The sequence below is a fragment of the Mesorhizobium sp. C399B genome (assembly GCF_030323185.1).
Lineage (GTDB): Bacteria > Pseudomonadota > Alphaproteobacteria > Rhizobiales > Rhizobiaceae > Mesorhizobium.
In genome coordinates this window covers 4,752,821-4,769,151 of the sequence record NZ_CP100472.1, presented here as the reverse complement: position 1 = coordinate 4,769,151, position 16,331 = coordinate 4,752,821, and the positions used below count along the sequence as shown (strand labels likewise).

16 protein-coding genes and 2 tRNA genes are annotated in these 16,331 nt (G+C 61.8%); 12 read left to right on the top strand and 6 right to left on the bottom strand.

What is annotated here, in order from left to right; all coding sequences use genetic code 11:
• Positions 1-67 precede the first annotated feature (67 nt).
• A complete protein-coding gene (locus NLY36_RS22655) occupies positions 68-3,904 on the bottom strand; it encodes a caspase family protein (RefSeq protein WP_023697318.1) in 3,837 nt (1,278 codons plus the stop codon).
• A gap of 400 nt (positions 3,905-4,304) precedes the next feature.
• A tRNA-Thr gene (locus tag NLY36_RS22650) sits at positions 4,305-4,379 on the bottom strand.
• 150 nt (positions 4,380-4,529) lie between these two features.
• Here NLY36_RS22650 and NLY36_RS22645 point away from each other — a divergent pair.
• From NLY36_RS22645 to NLY36_RS22595, 11 genes are all read left to right on the top strand, one after another.
• Positions 4,530-4,724: a hypothetical protein gene (locus NLY36_RS22645; protein WP_023669287.1), complete on the top strand. Its 195-nt coding sequence runs from the start codon at positions 4,530-4,532 to the stop codon at positions 4,722-4,724.
• 142 nt (positions 4,725-4,866) lie between these two features.
• The gene (murA, locus tag NLY36_RS22640; protein ID WP_023697319.1) at positions 4,867-6,159 is read left to right on the top strand and encodes a UDP-N-acetylglucosamine 1-carboxyvinyltransferase; all 1,293 of its coding nucleotides are present in this window, start codon (positions 4,867-4,869) and stop codon (positions 6,157-6,159) included.
• Between the two features lie 167 nt (positions 6,160-6,326).
• Complete coding sequence (locus NLY36_RS22635; protein WP_023697320.1) at positions 6,327-6,761, top strand: DUF2948 family protein; 435 nt, start codon at positions 6,327-6,329, stop codon at positions 6,759-6,761.
• Between the two features lie 134 nt (positions 6,762-6,895).
• Positions 6,896-8,188 carry a histidinol dehydrogenase gene (gene hisD / locus NLY36_RS22630; RefSeq protein ID WP_023697321.1) on the top strand — a complete coding sequence of 431 codons (1,293 nt, stop codon included), beginning with the start codon at positions 6,896-6,898 and terminating at the stop codon, positions 8,186-8,188.
• Positions 8,189-8,194: 6 nt separating this feature from the next.
• Complete coding sequence (locus tag NLY36_RS22625) at positions 8,195-8,680, top strand: UPF0262 family protein (RefSeq protein WP_023669283.1); 486 nt, start codon at positions 8,195-8,197, stop codon at positions 8,678-8,680.
• Positions 8,681-8,721: 41 nt separating this feature from the next.
• On the top strand, positions 8,722-9,132 hold the full coding sequence (locus tag NLY36_RS22620) for an arsenate-mycothiol transferase ArsC (RefSeq protein WP_023669282.1): 411 nt from the start codon (positions 8,722-8,724) through the stop codon (positions 9,130-9,132).
• Positions 9,133-9,317: 185 nt separating this feature from the next.
• The gene (gene infA / locus NLY36_RS22615; RefSeq protein WP_006200926.1) at positions 9,318-9,536 is read left to right on the top strand and encodes a translation initiation factor IF-1; all 219 of its coding nucleotides are present in this window, start codon (positions 9,318-9,320) and stop codon (positions 9,534-9,536) included.
• A 19-nt stretch (positions 9,537-9,555) separates the two neighbouring features.
• Positions 9,556-10,182 (top strand): Maf-like protein, encoded by a 627-nt coding sequence (locus tag NLY36_RS22610; RefSeq protein ID WP_023735752.1) that lies wholly within the window; start codon positions 9,556-9,558, stop codon positions 10,180-10,182.
• Positions 10,179-10,370 carry a DNA gyrase inhibitor YacG gene (gene yacG / locus NLY36_RS22605; protein WP_023669280.1) on the top strand — a complete coding sequence of 64 codons (192 nt, stop codon included), beginning with the start codon at positions 10,179-10,181 and terminating at the stop codon, positions 10,368-10,370. The genes NLY36_RS22610 and yacG overlap by 4 nt, the downstream gene beginning before the upstream one ends.
• Before the next feature lie 215 nt (positions 10,371-10,585).
• A tRNA-Phe gene (locus NLY36_RS22600) sits at positions 10,586-10,661 on the top strand.
• 212 nt (positions 10,662-10,873) lie between these two features.
• Complete coding sequence (locus tag NLY36_RS22595) at positions 10,874-12,169, top strand: tyrosine-type recombinase/integrase (RefSeq protein WP_023735753.1); 1,296 nt, start codon at positions 10,874-10,876, stop codon at positions 12,167-12,169.
• A 302-nt stretch (positions 12,170-12,471) separates the two neighbouring features.
• Here NLY36_RS22595 and NLY36_RS22590 read toward each other — a convergent pair whose 3' ends face one another.
• Both NLY36_RS22590 and NLY36_RS22585 read right to left on the bottom strand, forming a co-directional pair.
• Entirely contained in the window at positions 12,472-13,833 is a 1,362-nt protein-coding gene (locus NLY36_RS22590) for a type II toxin-antitoxin system HipA family toxin (RefSeq protein ID WP_050591499.1), read from the bottom strand.
• Positions 13,834-14,127 (bottom strand): helix-turn-helix domain-containing protein, encoded by a 294-nt coding sequence (locus tag NLY36_RS22585; RefSeq protein ID WP_023735755.1) that lies wholly within the window; start codon positions 14,125-14,127, stop codon positions 13,834-13,836.
• A gap of 455 nt (positions 14,128-14,582) precedes the next feature.
• Here NLY36_RS22585 and NLY36_RS22580 point away from each other — a divergent pair, with 455 nt between their 5' ends.
• The gene (locus NLY36_RS22580; protein WP_156933198.1) at positions 14,583-14,774 is read left to right on the top strand and encodes a hypothetical protein; all 192 of its coding nucleotides are present in this window, start codon (positions 14,583-14,585) and stop codon (positions 14,772-14,774) included.
• 38 nt (positions 14,775-14,812) lie between these two features.
• Here the strand turns inward: NLY36_RS22580 and NLY36_RS22575 are convergent, their stop codons facing one another.
• Both NLY36_RS22575 and NLY36_RS22570 read right to left on the bottom strand, forming a co-directional pair.
• The gene (locus NLY36_RS22575; RefSeq protein ID WP_023689356.1) at positions 14,813-15,091 is read right to left on the bottom strand and encodes a DUF2274 domain-containing protein; all 279 of its coding nucleotides are present in this window, start codon (positions 15,089-15,091) and stop codon (positions 14,813-14,815) included.
• Between the two features lie 13 nt (positions 15,092-15,104).
• On the bottom strand, positions 15,105-16,322 hold the full coding sequence (locus tag NLY36_RS22570) for a TraB/TrbI/VirB10 family type IV secretion system protein (RefSeq protein WP_023735756.1): 1,218 nt from the start codon (positions 16,320-16,322) through the stop codon (positions 15,105-15,107).
• Between the last annotated feature and the right edge of the window lie 9 nt (positions 16,323-16,331).

Genomic DNA, 16,331 nt, shown 5'->3' with positions numbered 1-16,331 from the left:
TGCTTGCGCAACAGCGTGAACGCTGGCGTGCCCACCATTCGCCCGCATCCGGGAGCGCGGGCTCGGATTAATGCAACTCGGCCAGCAACGCCTGTGCCTCGGCGAGGTTCTTTTCGGAACCGGCGGCGAGATCGTCCATCTTACGCTCGCGGAAGACAACGAGCGCGTCCTGGCATGCGGCGATCGCTTCCTGTGCCATCGCCTTGTCCTTGTGGGCGGCGCCCAGATCGACCAGCACGTCGCACAGGCTGTCCTGCGTGAAGGCGACGGCCGGCACCGAATTGATCTTCTTTTGCACGACGATCGCCTCGCGCAGGACCAGCACCGCCTCCTCGAAATGCCCGACATTGTTTTCGGCGCGGCCGGCCATGGTCAAGGCATAGCCCATCTCGTTGCGCGCATTGGCCCAACGTTCGGGATCGCGCTCGCGGCCGATCTGCTCGGCAAGCGCCCGGTTGACGACAATCGCCTCCTCGTACAATTCAGCCGAAGGCTCGCGGGCCGCGATCATGCTCAGCGTCTGCGCGAGACTGGTCTGGTTGGTGATCCAGAGATCGGGATCGCGGGCGATCGTTCGCACCGTGGCGAGGTCGCGGTAGATCTGAGCGGCTCGTTTCAGCTTGCCGACATCGTTCGCCCAGTAACCAAGACTCGACAGCCCGCCGGCGAGATTGTTCTGATTGTTCTCCCAGACAGCCAGCGCATTCTCGCGCGTTACCACGCTGAGCGCTGCGTCATAGGCGGCAATCGCGCGGGTGAGCAACTCGACGTCCTTGCCGTCCGCGGCCATCACCAAGGCATTGCCGATATCGCCCTTGGTGCGCGCCCATTGCATGCGGTCGGGAAAACCGTCGTAGATCCGCGCTGCCCTCTCGAAGCTCTCCACGGCCTTGGCGTAGAACGTGGCGTCGCCACCAATCCGGCCCTGGCTGTAGAGGGCAAAGCCGAGGTCGTAATTGATATTGGCCCACTCCTCCGGGTCGGCGTCCTTGGAGTAGGCGGGGAGCGCGGCTTCCAGCATGTCGGCTGCTTGCGCCAGCAAGTCCAGGTTGGATGTATTGTCGCCCAGGATCGACAGGGTCTGGCCGAGCACGCGCCGCGTTTGGCCGATCTCCGTGACATCACCGCCTTTCGTCTGCCCGTCGAGCGCCGTCCGCAGCGCGTCGACCGATTGCTGCAGCAGTAGATCGTCAGAGGCCAGCTTGCCTGACATCATCAATGCGCAGCCGAGGCGGAATTCCGTCTTGGCCCAATTGGCTGGGTCCTTGTCGCGGGTGCGAACCCTGAGCACCTGACCGTAGACATCGATCGCCTGCCGCAGGGTCGAGATGTCCCCCGCGCGTTCGCCCCAGTTCGATAGCGTGCCTGCAAGGCTGTAGCCGATCGAAGCGAACTCGCCCGGCGCGGCGGTTGCGGTATAGACCTCCCATGCCTGACGATACGCGGTCACCGCCTGAATGTAGTAATCGGTTCCCGTATCGAGATCGCCGAGCGTGTCGTTGACCGATCCCAGATTCTGCTGCAGCGAAGCCCAGTCAAGCGGCAGTTTCTCACGCGGATATTCGGACAGAGCGGCCTGGTACGCGGTGGCTGCCTGCAGCAGCAGTTCCTTGTTCTTCTGCTTGGCGCCGAGGCGCTGCAAGGCGTTGCCGAGCGTCAGCTGGCCGTTGGCCCAGCTCGCCGCGGCGTGCTCGCGCGTCCAAACCGTAAGCGATGCCAGGGCGGCGTCGCGCGCCTGCTCAAGCGTGGCGACATCGCCGTTAATGGTTCCGATCGATTCCAGCGCCGTGCTCAGATTATTCTGGATTGTCGCCCATTGCGCCGGCGCGCGTTCCCTGGTCATTTCGCCGGTCGCCGCCTGATAGGCAGCAACCGCCTGCTGCATGGTCGCGATATCCTTTTCGCGCTCACCGAGGCGGTAGAGCGCAGCACCCAGATTGACCTGGCTCAGCGCCCAGTCGAGCGGCACGCGCTCTCTGTTGTATTCCGTCAATGCCGCACGATGCGCTTCGATTGCGGCGCGAAAACTGTCCGATGTGGTCTGGCGTTCGCCGATCTCGGACAGCACGATGCCGAGATTGTTCTGCGTCGCCGCCCATTCAAGCGGCAGTTTTTTCGACGACTGTACCTCGAGCGCCGAGCGGAAGGCCCCGACTGCCCGCTCAAGCAGTGCCGTCCCGTTCTCGCGCTGGCCGAGCCGCCAGTAGACCGTGCCCAGATTGCCATAGGTCGATGCCCAGTCGTCAGGGTAGGCGTCATGCGTATAGACGGTCAGCGCCTGCTCATAGGCGGCAGCTGCCTTGTCGAGGTTGTCGCGGCCGGCTTCCCGTTCGCCCAAAGTAGCAAGCGTGGCGCCCATATTGTTCTGGGTGGCCGCCCAAAGCAGCGGCAACTTTTCGCGGGTGACATAGGTCAATGCCTGTTCATAGGCTGTCAGGGCCTGGGCGAGATACGCATTGTCGCCGGAGAAGTCCCCTTGTTCCGACAGAGCGTTGGCCTCTGCCGCCTTGTAGTAGAACGCGTCTTCGTCGCTCCATTTGGCAGCCTGCTCGAAGGCCTTGGCGTAATCCTGCGCCGCCTCCTTGAAGTTGAAGGAGATTTCATAAGTCCTGGCACTGCTGGCGAAGACCTTTGCGAATTCCAGCCGCTTTGCCTTCAGCTCGGCCTCGGCCTGGTCGACCGTAGACGAAAGTTCGCCGATGCGGGCCTTGGCCTGCTCGTTGAATTTCTGCGCCGCTTCGAGCGCGCCTTCCTGAACCGCCTGTTCGGCGAGTTTCGATAGCCTGGCAATTTCGGGGTCCGGGTTTTTCAAAGTCTCGCGTTCGGCCAACACGTGTTTCAGCCGTTCGGTCTGGCCACGCAGCAGCTTGTCGAGCTCAGCCGGATCCTTGGGTATGTCGACCCCGAGCGCCTTCAGCATGGCGTAGAGCCCATCCATCGGCACCTTGCCGTCACGCGCTATGGTTTCGATCTGGCGGCGCTCCGGATCGGGTAGCGTCGAGATGGTCAGCAGGAGCTGGCGTCGCTCCCTGAGGATTTCGCCCTCATCACCTTTCGGCGCCTCGGCGGGGGTGCCGAAATAGAGCAGCCGGCGCAGGCTCTCATTGACCCAGGGCCGCTGCTGGCCGTTGGTCTTGAGATAGACCTCCTCGCCGATCATGCGCAGAACGGTGCCGAATTCCTCGCCGCCCACCGTGTCGATGTGGCGCAGGATCGCTGCCGCATAGGGGCTGTTGCCATCGGCCGGACCGTCCAGCGCAACCTTGCCGGGCTCGGCGGCAAAGGCGATGACCTGGCCGAGGCTGTCGTCGACCGAGCCCTTGGCCTCGGCGCCACCTTTCAGGGAAACCACGCCGCGCGTTTCGCCGAGACCGCCGGCGCCGATCGGCTTGCCTTCGTCGCCCGGCGCCAGCTTCAAGAGCGTGCCCGGCGGGAACGGATCGTTGCGGCAGGCGTCCAGCAGAACGATGGTGACCGGCACCTTGGCCTTCAGTTCGGCGACGATGGACGACAGCGGCACCAACTTTTCGCCGGCATTGTCGAGTGCCGAAATATCGGCATCGACAGGGACCAGATAATTCTCGCCGCCGGCTTCGATGCCGTGGCCGGAATAGTAGATGATGGCGACATCGGCGCCCTCGGCATCGTCGACGAAGCCTTCGAGATCGCGCCGCAATTTGCGTGTGTCGCGATTGGTGGCGACATTTGTCTCGAAGCCGAGCTTGTCGAACATCTCCTCGATGGCGCGGGCGTCGTTTTCCGGATTGGGCAGTTTGCCGACATGCTGGTAGTCGGACTGACCGATGATGAGCGCGACGCCTTTCAGCGCCTTCGGCTCTTCAGCCAAAGCGGGGCCAAACGCGCATAGGCACAGCGCCAGTGCCGCAGCGATTGCCGCGCACATGCGCCCTGTCGCACCTGCCGTTCGCCCAAAGAGCATTCTCTACCCCAAAACCCAACGCTATCTTCCGCAGGCGAGATGGCATCATGATGGCCGGCTGATGGCAAGTCCTTGGGCGAGCTGTGTTCTTGTGGTGGATATGCGTACGAGGCGGCTGGCTTTCAGCGTGCGAGCGGTAGTGTTCAGCATGCCGGATACGGCCAGTCCGGCCTGTTCATGAGTTGACAGGTCCGGACTTGTTGAGCAGTCGTCCGGCCCCGTAGAGCCTCTTTCTCTCAATGTTTCCGGGCGAGGGGGCCACGGTTGGATGCGCGGGATTGGCACTTTTGCGTCAGCCGGCTTTTTTGGTCCGCAACGAGACCCCGACTTCGCGACTGCATCTTTTAAATCAAAGGGAATGAACTGGTGCTGCGAGAGAGGATTGAACTCTCGACCTCTCCCTTACCAAGGGAGTGCTCTACCACTGAGCTACCGCAGCCGCTGATGGCGGGGCTTCTGCCATATAGAACCGGCAAGCGCAAGGCGTCTGTGAACGGCTTTGCCAGACAAGTTTCGCTGACACGGCGGCGCCACAATGCTAGCTATCCCTTGAACGGCAGGCCCTGCCAGTTGCGGGCGGGACGGAACGATGGACGAGAAGACAATTCCACCGAAAAAGGCTGATCCGGAAAAAAAGGACGGGACTGACCGCAAGGACCGTCTGGCCGAGCAGCTGCGCGCCAATCTCATGAAGCGCAAGACGCAAGCGCGCTCGCGGCGCACCGGTGATCCTGACCAGCGGCCCGAAGGACTGCCGGCTGCTGAAAAAATGCACAAGGACTGACCGATATCAGCCACACTGGCCGGTCACCTTGGCCAAAGGGGCTCAGAAATCCTATTTCTTGAACCAAGCCGGCCAATGGTCTAGACGGGCCGATACTCAAACTGACGAAAACCGGCCTATCGGGCCGAGGGGACATTCTCTCATGGATCGCATCAGAATTGTCGGCGGCAACAAGCTCGCCGGAAGCATTCCGATTTCGGGCGCGAAAAACGCTGCTTTGCCGCTGATGATCGCCTCGCTGCTCACCGACGACACGCTGACGCTGGAAAACGTGCCGCATCTGGCCGATGTCGAGCAGCTGATCCGCATTCTCGGCAATCACGGCGTCGACTATTCGGTCAACGGCCGCCGCGAGAAGCAGAATGAGGGCTATTCGCGCACCATCAATTTCTCGGCCCGCAACATCGTCGACACGACCGCGCCTTACGAGCTGGTGTCGAAGATGCGGGCGTCGTTCTGGGTGATCGGCCCGCTGCTGGCCCGCATGGGCGAGGCGAAAGTGTCGCTGCCGGGCGGTTGCGCCATCGGCACGCGCCCGGTCGACCTGTTCCTCGAGGGCTTGCAGGCGCTGGGCGCCGACATCGATGTCGACACCGGCTATGTGCTGGCAAAGACCAGGAATGGCCGCCTTGTCGGCAATCGCTATGTGTTCCCGAAAGTCTCCGTCGGCGCCACCCATGTGCTGATGATGGCGGCGGCGCTCGCCAAGGGCGAGACGGTGCTGGAAAACGCCGCCTGCGAGCCCGAAATCGTCAACCTCGCCGAATGCCTCAACGCCATGGGCGCAAAAATTTCCGGCGCCGGCACGCCTGTTATCACCATCGATGGCGTCGAATCGCTGTCGGGCGCGCGAGTGCGCGTCATCCCCGACCGCATCGAGACCGGGACCTATGCCATGGCTGTGGCCATGACCGGCGGCGATGTCGTGCTCGAAGGCGCCCGCCCCGAGCTGCTACAGACCGCGTTGGATGTGATTGCCCAGACCGGTACCGAGATCACGCCGACCAATTCCGGCATTCGCGTCCGGCGCAACGGCGCCGGCATTTCGCCGGTCGACGTAACGACGGCGCCGTTCCCGGCCTTCCCGACCGATCTGCAGGCGCAGTTCATGGGCCTGATGACCATGGCCAAAGGCAAGTCGCGCATCACCGAGACCATCTTTGAAAACCGCTTCATGCATGTGCAGGAACTGGCCCGGCTCGGCGCCCACATCACGCTGTCCGGCCAAACGGCGATCGTCGACGGCGTCTCCAAGCTGAAGGGCGCGCCCGTGATGGCGACCGATCTGCGCGCCTCGGTGTCGCTGGTCATCGCCGGTCTGGCGGCCGAAGGCGAAACGACGGTCAACCGTGTCTACCACCTCGACCGCGGTTTTGAGCGGCTGGAAGAAAAGCTCTCCAATTGCGGCGCGGTGATCGAGCGGATTTCGGCTTGACCGCACGGCAGTTGCTTCAGACAGACAGGCGTCTGGTGCTGCCTTCATTCACCGCCAACACTTCAAACCCGAGGCGCTAGCCTCGGGTTGAATTTGTGTCGCGGTTGCACGGACCGGAAAGACCGCCTAACAGAAGGCTGAAACCAACTTTCAGGTGTGCATTCGGCATGGCAGCCCTCAAACTCATTGCGCTCGACGATCAGGATCTGAGCATCGTCTCGGCTCACGTCCAGGACGCCGTGATGAAGGTCTGGGATCTCGAATACCTGCCTTCGGCCAAGCGTTTCATATTGACCATGAACCGCTTCGTCTGGGAGGCGAAGTCCGGGCTGTTCAGCCAGCACAATGAGCGGCGCCAGGCGGTGTTGCATTTCGACCGCGTGCTCGGCGCCAAGACCAGCGGCATTGCCCGCGATCGGCCGGCCGAGGTGCTGTCGCTTCTGGCAATCAGCTTTATCGAAATCAGCAAGCCGGCCGGCATCGTCGAATTGGTCTTTTCCGGCGGCGGCGCGATCATGCTCGACGTCGAATGCATCGAGGCGCGGCTTGCCGACATAGGCGGCGCCTGGGAAGCCACCTCGCGTCCGGTGCACAGGGTCTAGAGCATGATCCCAAAAAGTGGGTGCCGGTTTTTGTTGGACAAAACGGGAATCGTTTGTCCAGAGATCTTGCTCCAACAAAGGGTTAGATCGTGATGAGATTTCAACCAAGTCTCATCACGATCTAGACGCAGCCGATGGCCATTACGCTTATCCAGTCCGATGCCGGTTTCGAGCAGCGTTTCGCCGCCTTCCTGACCACCAAGCGGGAGGTATCGGAGGACGTCGACACTGCCGTGCGCGCCATCATTGCGCGGGTTCGTGCCGAGGGCGACGCTGCCCTGGTCGACTACACGCTGAAATTCGACAAGGCCGACCTCAATAGCCTCGGCATTGCCGTGTCGAAGGACGACATCGCGCAGGCCTACAAAGACGCCGATCCGCAGACGGTCGATGCGCTCAAGTTCGCGCGCGACCGCATCCGATCCCATCACGAGCGACAAATGCCCAAGGACGATCGCTATACCGATGCCGCCGGGGTCGAGTTGGGTTCGCGCTGGACGGCGATCGAGGCGGTCGGGCTCTATGTGCCGGGCGGCACGGCAAGCTATCCAAGCTCGGTGCTGATGAACGCCGTGCCGGCCAGGGTGGCGGGCGTCGAGCGCATCGTCATCGTCGTGCCGGCGCCGGGCGGCATCATCAATCCGCTGGTGCTGGTGGCAGCCGATATATCAGGCGTTTCGGAGATTTACCGCGTCGGCGGCGCGCAGGCGATTGCCGCCCTTGCCTATGGCACGCAGACGATCCGGCCGGTCGCCAAGATCGTCGGGCCCGGCAATGCCTATGTCGCCGCCGCCAAGCGCCAGGTGTTCGGCACGGTCGGCATCGACATGATCGCCGGACCGTCTGAAGTGCTGGTCGTGGCCGACGGCAGCAACGATCCCGACTGGATTGCCGCTGATCTTCTCGCTCAGGCCGAGCATGACGTGTCGGCGCAGTCGATCCTCATCACCGACGATCCGGCCTTCGGCAAGGCCGTCGAACAGGCGGTCGAGCGGCAGCTGCAGAGCCTGTCGCGCGCCGAGACGGCGGCTGCCAGCTGGCGCGATTTCGGTGCGGTGATCCTGGTGGAGACCATCGAGGCCGCGCTGCCGCTGGTCGACCGCATCGCCGCGGAACATGTGGAACTCGCCATCGACGATGCCGAGGGCTTCCTGGCCAGGATGCGCAATGCGGGTGCTGTGTTTCTGGGACGCCATACGCCCGAAGTCATCGGCGACTATGTCGGCGGCTCCAACCACGTGCTGCCGACGGCGCGTTCGGCGCGCTTCTCTTCGGGCCTGTCGGTGCTCGATTTCGTCAAGCGCACCTCGATCCTGAAGCTCGGGCCGGAGCAGCTGAGAGCACTTGCGCCGGCGGCGATTGCGCTGGCCAAGGCGGAAGGCCTCGACGCGCATGGCCGCTCCGTCGCCATCCGGCTGAACATGTAGGCGGCGATGGCGGACGGCGATCAAACCCGCGCAAGGCTGATCGATGTCGAGCTCGACGAGTCGATCGGCCGTTCGACGCCCGATGTCGAACATGAGCGCGCGGTGGCGATCTTCGACCTGATCGAAGAAAACAGCTTTCAGCCGGTCAATGATGACGGCGCCGGGCCTTATCGGCTGAAGCTCTCGCTGGCCGAATCCCGGCTGGTGTTTGCGGTCGCCCGCGAGGATGGTGCTGATGTCGTCACCCATATCCTGTCGCTGACGCCGCTCAGGCGCATCGTCAAGGACTACTACCTGATCTGCGAAAGCTATTACGACGCCATCCGCTCTTCGACACCGAGCCATATCGAGGCGATCGACATGGGCCGGCGCGGCCTGCACAATGAAGGCTCGCAGACGTTGATGGACCGGCTGGCCGGCAAGATCGACATCGACTTCGACACGGCGCGGCGGCTGTTCACGCTGGTCTGCGTGCTGCACTGGCGGGGTTAGACCTGACTGGGGCGCCCCGCTCGATCCTGTTCTTGTGCGGCATGAACGCCGTGCGCTCACCGATGGCCGAGCAGCTGGCGCGGCGCATGCTGCCGCCGGCCACTTTCGTCGCCTCTGCCGGCGTGCACAGGGGCGAGCGCGATCCGTTCGTCGACGCGGTGCTGGCCGAAGAGGGCCTGACGCTGGGCGAGCGCCAGCCGCGCTCGATGGACGATCTCGAGGACGATTATTTCGACCTGATCGTCACCCTGGCGCCGGAAGCCCACCACGCCGCGCTCGAACTCACCCGCTCGCTTGCCGTCGACGTCGAATACTGGCCGATGCCGGATCCGACCGATGTCGGCGGCAGGCGCGAGCAGATCATGGCCAGCTATCGCGACGTGAGAGAACGGCTGAAAGCGCGCATCAGCCGACGTTTTCTGCTTCCGGAGGTAAAAAACGCGGCGGATTGATGCATGTCGCTCAAAAGCGGTCCCGGTTTTGAGACAACGACATGCATAAAACGAAACCTTGGAGCGCGTCGCATATGACGCGATCTAAGCGTGTTCACAAGCGCACGATTATCATATAGGTTCCGCCGAAATTCCGGCCTGGGCGCTCCAGGGCGCCGGAACTGCAATCCAAGCAAAGGTATCGAATGCCGAAGGAAGAAGTCCTCGAGTTTCCGGGTGTCGTGACGGAATTGTTGCCCAACGCGATGTTCCGGGTGAAGCTCGAAAACGAACACGAGATCATCGCCCATACGGCTGGCCGCATGCGCAAGAACCGCATCCGTGTGCTGACCGGCGACAAGGTCCTGGTCGAGATGACGCCCTATGACCTGACCAAGGGCCGCATCACCTACCGTTTCAAGTAACAGTCCGGCGCGAACCGCGATGAGCATCCTGCAGAAGCTCGTGCTTGCCTCTGGTTCGCCGCGCCGGATCGAACTGTTGCAACAGGCCGGCATCGAGCCGGACCGCGTGCTGCCAGCCGATGTCGACGAAACGCCGCTGCGCGCCGAACATCCGCGCTCGCTGGCCAAGCGGCTGTCGAAGGAAAAGGCCGAGAAGGCGCTGGCCTCGCTGAAAAGCGAGGAAGACTATGCGCTAAGTTTCGTGCTGGCCGCCGATACGGTGGTCGCGGTCGGACGCCGCATCCTGCCCAAGGCCGAGACGCTGGACGACGCCGCCAATTGCCTTGGACTGCTTTCGGGCCGTTCGCACCGGGTCTATTCCGGCATCTGCCTGATTACGCCGGGCGGCAAGCTGCGCCAAAGGCTGGTTGAATCCAGGGTACGCTTCAAGCGGCTTCCACGCGAGGAGATCGACGCCTATGTCGCCTCCGGCGAATGGCGCGGCAAGGCCGGCGGCTATGCCGTCCAGGGTCTCGCCGGTTCGTTCGTCGTCAAGCTGGTCGGCTCCTACACCAACATTGTCGGCCTGCCGCTCTACGAGACGGTGGCGCTGCTTTCGGGCGAAGGCTTCAAGGTCCACACCAGCTGGCATACCGCGCGGCCATGAGCCTGGACGATAAGGTCACACCACTGCGCCCGAAGCGCCCCTGCCCCGAATGCGGCAAGCCGTCGGCGCGCGAGACCTATCCGTTCTGCTCTAAGCGCTGCAAGGACATCGACCTCAACCGCTGGCTGAAGGGCGCCTATGTCATCACCGCGCGGGATGACGAGGACGAGAGCGACGAGCCGAAGTAGGGTTTGGGCGGTGCCGGCCGCGCAATTCCACTTCGCCGACCTTACGCAATTGCTGCTTTGCCGGCGTCGGTATTGTCTGCGACAATTGCCCCGGAAAATCAGCGCTTAGGCGCTGGACAGGCCGGATTCCCGTGCTATAACCCACGCGCTTTCAAGGGGTGCTCCACGGCGCTTTCCTGAAAGTCCGGTCAGGCGATGTCTCGTTTGTCGGCGAGGCCCAGATAGCTCAGTTGGTAGAGCAGCGGACTGAAAATCCGCGTGTCGGTGGTTCGAATCCGCCTCTGGGCACCATCCCCTCTTCTCCCGACACTCCGTTTAGCCGAACCGTCTACGCTGCAGCTTCTGCAAGCGACTGGAATTATTGATCTTTTGCTGTCGCATTGCGCATTTAGGCGTGACAGAGAGCGCTTCGGGCGCATTTGATCCAACGAGGCGGGGGGATGGTATTTCCGTTGGTATTCGACATCCTGATGGTATCGAAACAGCCAAGGGAGACCTGACGAATGGCCCTATCCGACGTGAAATGTCGAAACGCCCGCCCTGCTTCCAAACTCGCGAAATTGTCTGACGGGGGCGGGCTGCAGCTATGGGTACAGCCCACGGGCTCTCGCCTCTGGCGGCTCGCCTACCGCTTTGACGGCAAGCAGAAACTGCTCGCGCTGGGCAGCTATCCCCTTATCTCTCTCGCCGAGGCACGGGAGGCGCGCGATGATGCTAAAAGGCTCCTGCTAGCTGGCGTCGACCCTGGAAAGGAACGCAGCTTGCGGAAGGCCGATTCGGCAAAGGACTCCTTTCGCTCAATCGCGGACGAATATGTTGACAAGTTGAAGAAGGAGGGACGTGCCGACCGGACGATCAGCAAGGTCAAATGGCTGCTCGACTTTGCCTATCCGATAATCGGCGACAAGTGCATTCGGGAGATCGAGCCGGCCAGCATCCTTACCGCCCTCCGTCGCGTGGAGGTTCGCGGTCGGTATGAGTCGGCCAGGCGACTGCGCTCCACCATCGGCAGCGTGTTTCGATACGCGATCGCGACCGCACGCGCCGAGACAGATCCGACCTTCGCCCTCAGAGGCGCACTCATCAGTCCGAAGGTAACGTCTCGCGCCGCGATTACCGATCCGAAGGCCTTGGGCGGTTTGCTGAGGGCGATCCATGCATTTGACGGACAGCCTACAACCCGAGCCGGTCTGAAGCTGATAGCGCTGCTGTTTCCCCGCCCAGGCGAGCTTCGCGCCGCTGAATGGGAAGAGTTCGATTTTGAAAGCTCGGTGTGGACGATCCCTGAAGCACGCATGAAAATGCGACGGCCGCACCGCATACCCCTATCAAAGCAAGCGATCAGCGTCCTGACTTCACTGAGAGAAATCTCTGGTGATGGATCGCTGCTGTTTCCTAGTGTTCGATCGGCTTCGCGTCCGATTTCCGACAATACCCTTAACGCCGCACTGCGTCGTATGGGTTACAGCAAGGAAGAAGCTACCGCGCATGGTTTTCGAGCAACGGCATCAACTCTGCTGAACGAATGCGGCAAGTGGCATCCGGACGCCATAGAGCGGCAGCTGGCCCACATTGAGAACAACGACGTTCGGCGCGCCTACGCCCGGGCAGAGCACTGGGACGAGCGCGTGAAAATGATGCAATGGTGGGCCGACTATCTGGATGAACTCAAGAGCAAAAACCCGCGGGTGATCTCAATCGAGGGACGTCGCAAGCCAACGCGACCATCCACTTTGAACCCAACAGCGGCCGTTCACCAAACGCCGATGCAAATCTCTAACCGCCGGAAATCATACTGACCGTCGAAAAACGCCGAAACTCGCGCCAAATCGTCGGCCCGGAGGATCAACTTTCTCTCCGGGGAATCAATAAGGTTCGTGAATGATGACGGTTGGCCGAGAGCGGACTGGACTGGCCGCTCTTGGGCAACGTTCGGCGGGAAGCTGCCGTTCTGCAGCCGACCCCATTCCCGTCATTCAAGATGCCGGATGGCCGGTTCCGAAACCGGCCATCTACCCGGCCCGGGGCCGCGCTACTAGAGCGAGAATCCCTTGGGCAGTGTGCGGTCCGTCCGTTTCGCCGGCATTAGTCCGTGGATCCGCTATCCCCGCCCGACTTTCACCTCCACAACCTCCAGGGGCTCCGCGGCGGCTTCCTCTCCATAGATCCGGGACAAGCTCTTGATGCGCGTCGCGATCGCGTCGACGAGGCGAGCAACGATCTCATGGATGATCCCCTCTTGGCGAAGCTCTTGGGCGCACTCCGATGCCATATCGGGCATCACCGCGAGCTGATGGCGGATCGTCCGCACCGTGTACTCGGCGCCGACCTTTGCTGAGGACGCACAGCGCCCCCAGTGGCGCGGCATGATCTCGTCGATCGGGTAGACTCTGTCGATCTTCATCGCCAGTTTAAGGTCGCGCATCTCAGCTTGGATCTCTCCCTCGCCGAGGTGCGGCAGAATGGAGGAGATGTCGTAGAGCGGAGCTAGGCGGGCCTCGCCCTGGGCACCGAGCAGCATCGAGTAGTTCTTTGCATGCGCGTCCGTGCCGGCGATGATCCAGTTGAAAACGTTCGCGGCCATGAAGGTCTGACGGTCTTGGACGGGGTCGAGGGAGGCCGACAGCACCTTTTTGGAGATCGTCGTGATACCTGGCCCACCCTGGTTCTCGTACTTTAGCGTCGGCATCACCGACAGGGCCTGGCACATGTCCTCCTGATGGATGCGGATGGTCTTGCCGTCGATGTTGCGGCGGTCGTAGCGCTCGAGAACGATCGCCTTTTCGCCTGCAAAGTCGAGAACCTGGCTGTGTGCAGCGTCCATGCCGAGCTTGCATGCAAGCTGCAGGCAGAAATGCTCGTTCTCAGTATGCCCGTGCAAGTGCGGCAAAGGCGGCTTTAAGATGTGTGTCGTGGGCGTGTCGCCTAGAGGAATACCCCAGCGATTGCTGCCCGTGTCGAAATGGAACGCCGTCTTTGCCTGCGCACCAGCGAGACTGAACTGACCAGGATCGCCGATTCGCCGGGTCGCTGCACCATCCTTGCGCAGATCGCGCAGGCGGTCGCCGATCTGCGCCTCGGTGAGCAACTCCACGTTCTCGCCGCGGGAAATCTGGTCGCCACGCGAAAGGAACTGGACGGCGCCGGCGCAGTCGCGGCCGACATTCTTGAGCAGGGCAAACGGGTTTCGGGCGGAGACCTGGAACCTCTGCGCCCATCTGGCGAGGGTCTGCTCATTATCCGGCAGTAGGCCCCAGAGGAATGCCTCGACGACCTTGCCCTCGTAGGTCCTGGTGATCGTCGGCATGGACAGGGAGAGCGGGATCGCCACCCGGCCTTCCATCCATGCCTCGTGATAGGAGAACGAAAGCTTGCCGCCCTGCAGGTGGTGGAGCCCCCCAACCGGTCTGCCAGCGATATAGACGTCGAGGGTGTCGATCGGGTTCATCATGATCATCGTCATCTAGAGCTTGTAGGGAATCTCGTCGTCGTCATCGTCGACATGCCGTTCATCGGCATTATGATGATGATCAGCCGACGTCGGCGCCGGCGGGATCTGAAAGTCCATCTCCACACCAAGCGTGGTCAGCGCCAGCAGCACGTTGCCGATCTCGGCGCTGGGCTTGCCGTTCTCGATCCACGACACCCACGTCTGCGTCGTGTTGATCATTTTGGCCAAGGCAGCCTGTGACAGGCCGCGCCGGGTGCGGGCCTCCTTGATCAGGATTCCAATGTCGCGAGCTGTTCTGATCTTCATGGCGTATACGATTTCTGTATGAGCTAGCCTGATATAGGCTCGTATATGACGGGCGTCAATATACGTCCCTATATCAATTTAACGCTATATAGGTTCACATATCGGCAACCTTCATATACTAACCTATATAAAATCATTGCGCCACGCAACAATGTGCGATCGACCTTTCGCTACGGTACAATCGAGAATGACCGCTGGTCGAGAACTCAACAACTTGTCGGGGCCGGGAGCGGTCTGGTCCGCTATTCAATTACTGTTGGCGAGAAGCTGTCATTCAGCATCCGGTCTGGCGGCATCGTGACAAGATCGATTTTTTGTCCGAAGAGAACGAGGCCGGCCGCAAGAAAAAGCCACGGCTTTTATGCACTTATTGTCTAGCAGGCTTAGTTGTTCCCCTGAAACTTGAATCTCCCTCAGACTCAGTGTCTTCTCAGGGTAACCGCTGGGAATTAGACATGCCTTCAGGCTCGTTTCAACACCGCGTGTGGCAATGGATTGTCGCGTGCTTTCCGACGCCGGCGCACCTCGATGTACAGGAGCGCAATCATCGCTTCCTTGAAGAGGCGCTCGAACTCGCTCAGGCGAATTCCTGCACAAAGGAGGAGGCACTCGAACTGGTGGAGTACGGACCGGCGGCAACGCGGTAGGATCAAGAACCTAGCGTGCTCCAAAACGACACCAAGCGCTAACCGTTGTCCAGTGTGGAAGATGATTGCCTTCGTGGTTTCTCCGACGCGCCGGCGCCCGGCAGACCTTCCTTTCTGGCCTTGGCAAACGCCCGGTCGCCTTCCAGGAACCCGACCAGCATAAAGGGGATCAGTTCCGCCACCGTTTCGGACTCGCCATAGGTCTCACGGTAAAGTGCGGCATAGTCGTTGAGTGCTTGGCTCAAGTCGGCGCCAACGGTGATGGTGATCTTCGAAGGTGTCCGGTCCGGAAGTTTTCCGAGTTTCAGGTTAGCCATGAAGTCCTCCTGTTCACCCCGTGTATGGCCGCAACACGAGGTCCTTGTGCACGATGACGCGCAACGGCCAACCAGGGCGCACGGTGATCGTGGGTTGGACGTTCAGGTTCTTTTCAGTGATCCGTTGGCCCGCTTGACTGACGTTCTGCTGGGTGGATTCACGAATTGCCTTGACCAAGTCGCTTTCATTTTCCCCAAAGCTCAACTCGGTACCAACCCCCAGCAATGTGGCCACCGCGACGCCCTTGATCAACTGCCAAGTATGGAAATCCACCTTGTCCTCGAGCCCGGCGTAGCCGGCCGCGTCGGTCACGGGCAGATTGTCGATTTCGATCGATGAGCCGTCCGGCATCACAATGCGTTGCCACACCAACAGAGCGCGCCTTTGGCCAAAGGCTACAACGCTATCGTAGGTGCCGATCAGCCGGGAGCCCTGCGGGATGAGCAGGATGCTGCCGGTGACGCTGTCGCGCACATTCTCGGTAACCTGCGCGACGACGAGGCCGGGCAGATCGGAATTGATGCCGGTGATCAGGCTTGCCGCAATCACGCTGCCGGCCATGATCTGATACGGCGAAGCCGGCGTCTGCAGTGCATGCGGGTTGTAGATCCCGCCGGTGTTCCGTTGATCGATGAAATCGAGCTTGCGCTGTTGGTTGTTCTGGTCGCCCTCGGCCGGCGCGACGGAAGCTCGCTGGCCTTCAGTGTCTGGCTGCGGAGACGCCGTCTCGAAAGGTGAACGTCCGCCCTGCCCATTGCCAAAAGCTTCCGTCTGCTGGGGCCGGTTTTCGATGCGGAAGAGGACTTGCGACTCGCGCGCCTCAATCGCTTGTTGTGCAAGCCGCTGCGCCTCGGCGGAAACGTCTTGCCCAGGGGCGATGCCAAGCTGGCGCTGGTGCTCGAGAATAGGACGGCCGAGATCCCCGGGCAGCGGCGGTCCAAGCACCGGAGCCTTCGGCTTGCTCCCGGAATAGTCCTTGGGCAGCGATTCAAGTCCCTCGGCGGTCGGCTTGCGGTCCGTGCTGTAGAGCTCTTCGGCCTGCTGTTTCAGGCGCAATGCGGGTCCCCGCAGCGCCATCATCGTGACGCCAAAAACAGCGCCGGAACCAACAGCAGCGATCGCGACGATTATGCCGCGCCTGAACCGCACCGCTCGGCGGGGCGAGGCTCGCAGCTGCAGCTGTTCGGGATTGAGCTTCGGCGGAGCATTCGGATGGGAAGTATCGGTCATGAGCCTCCC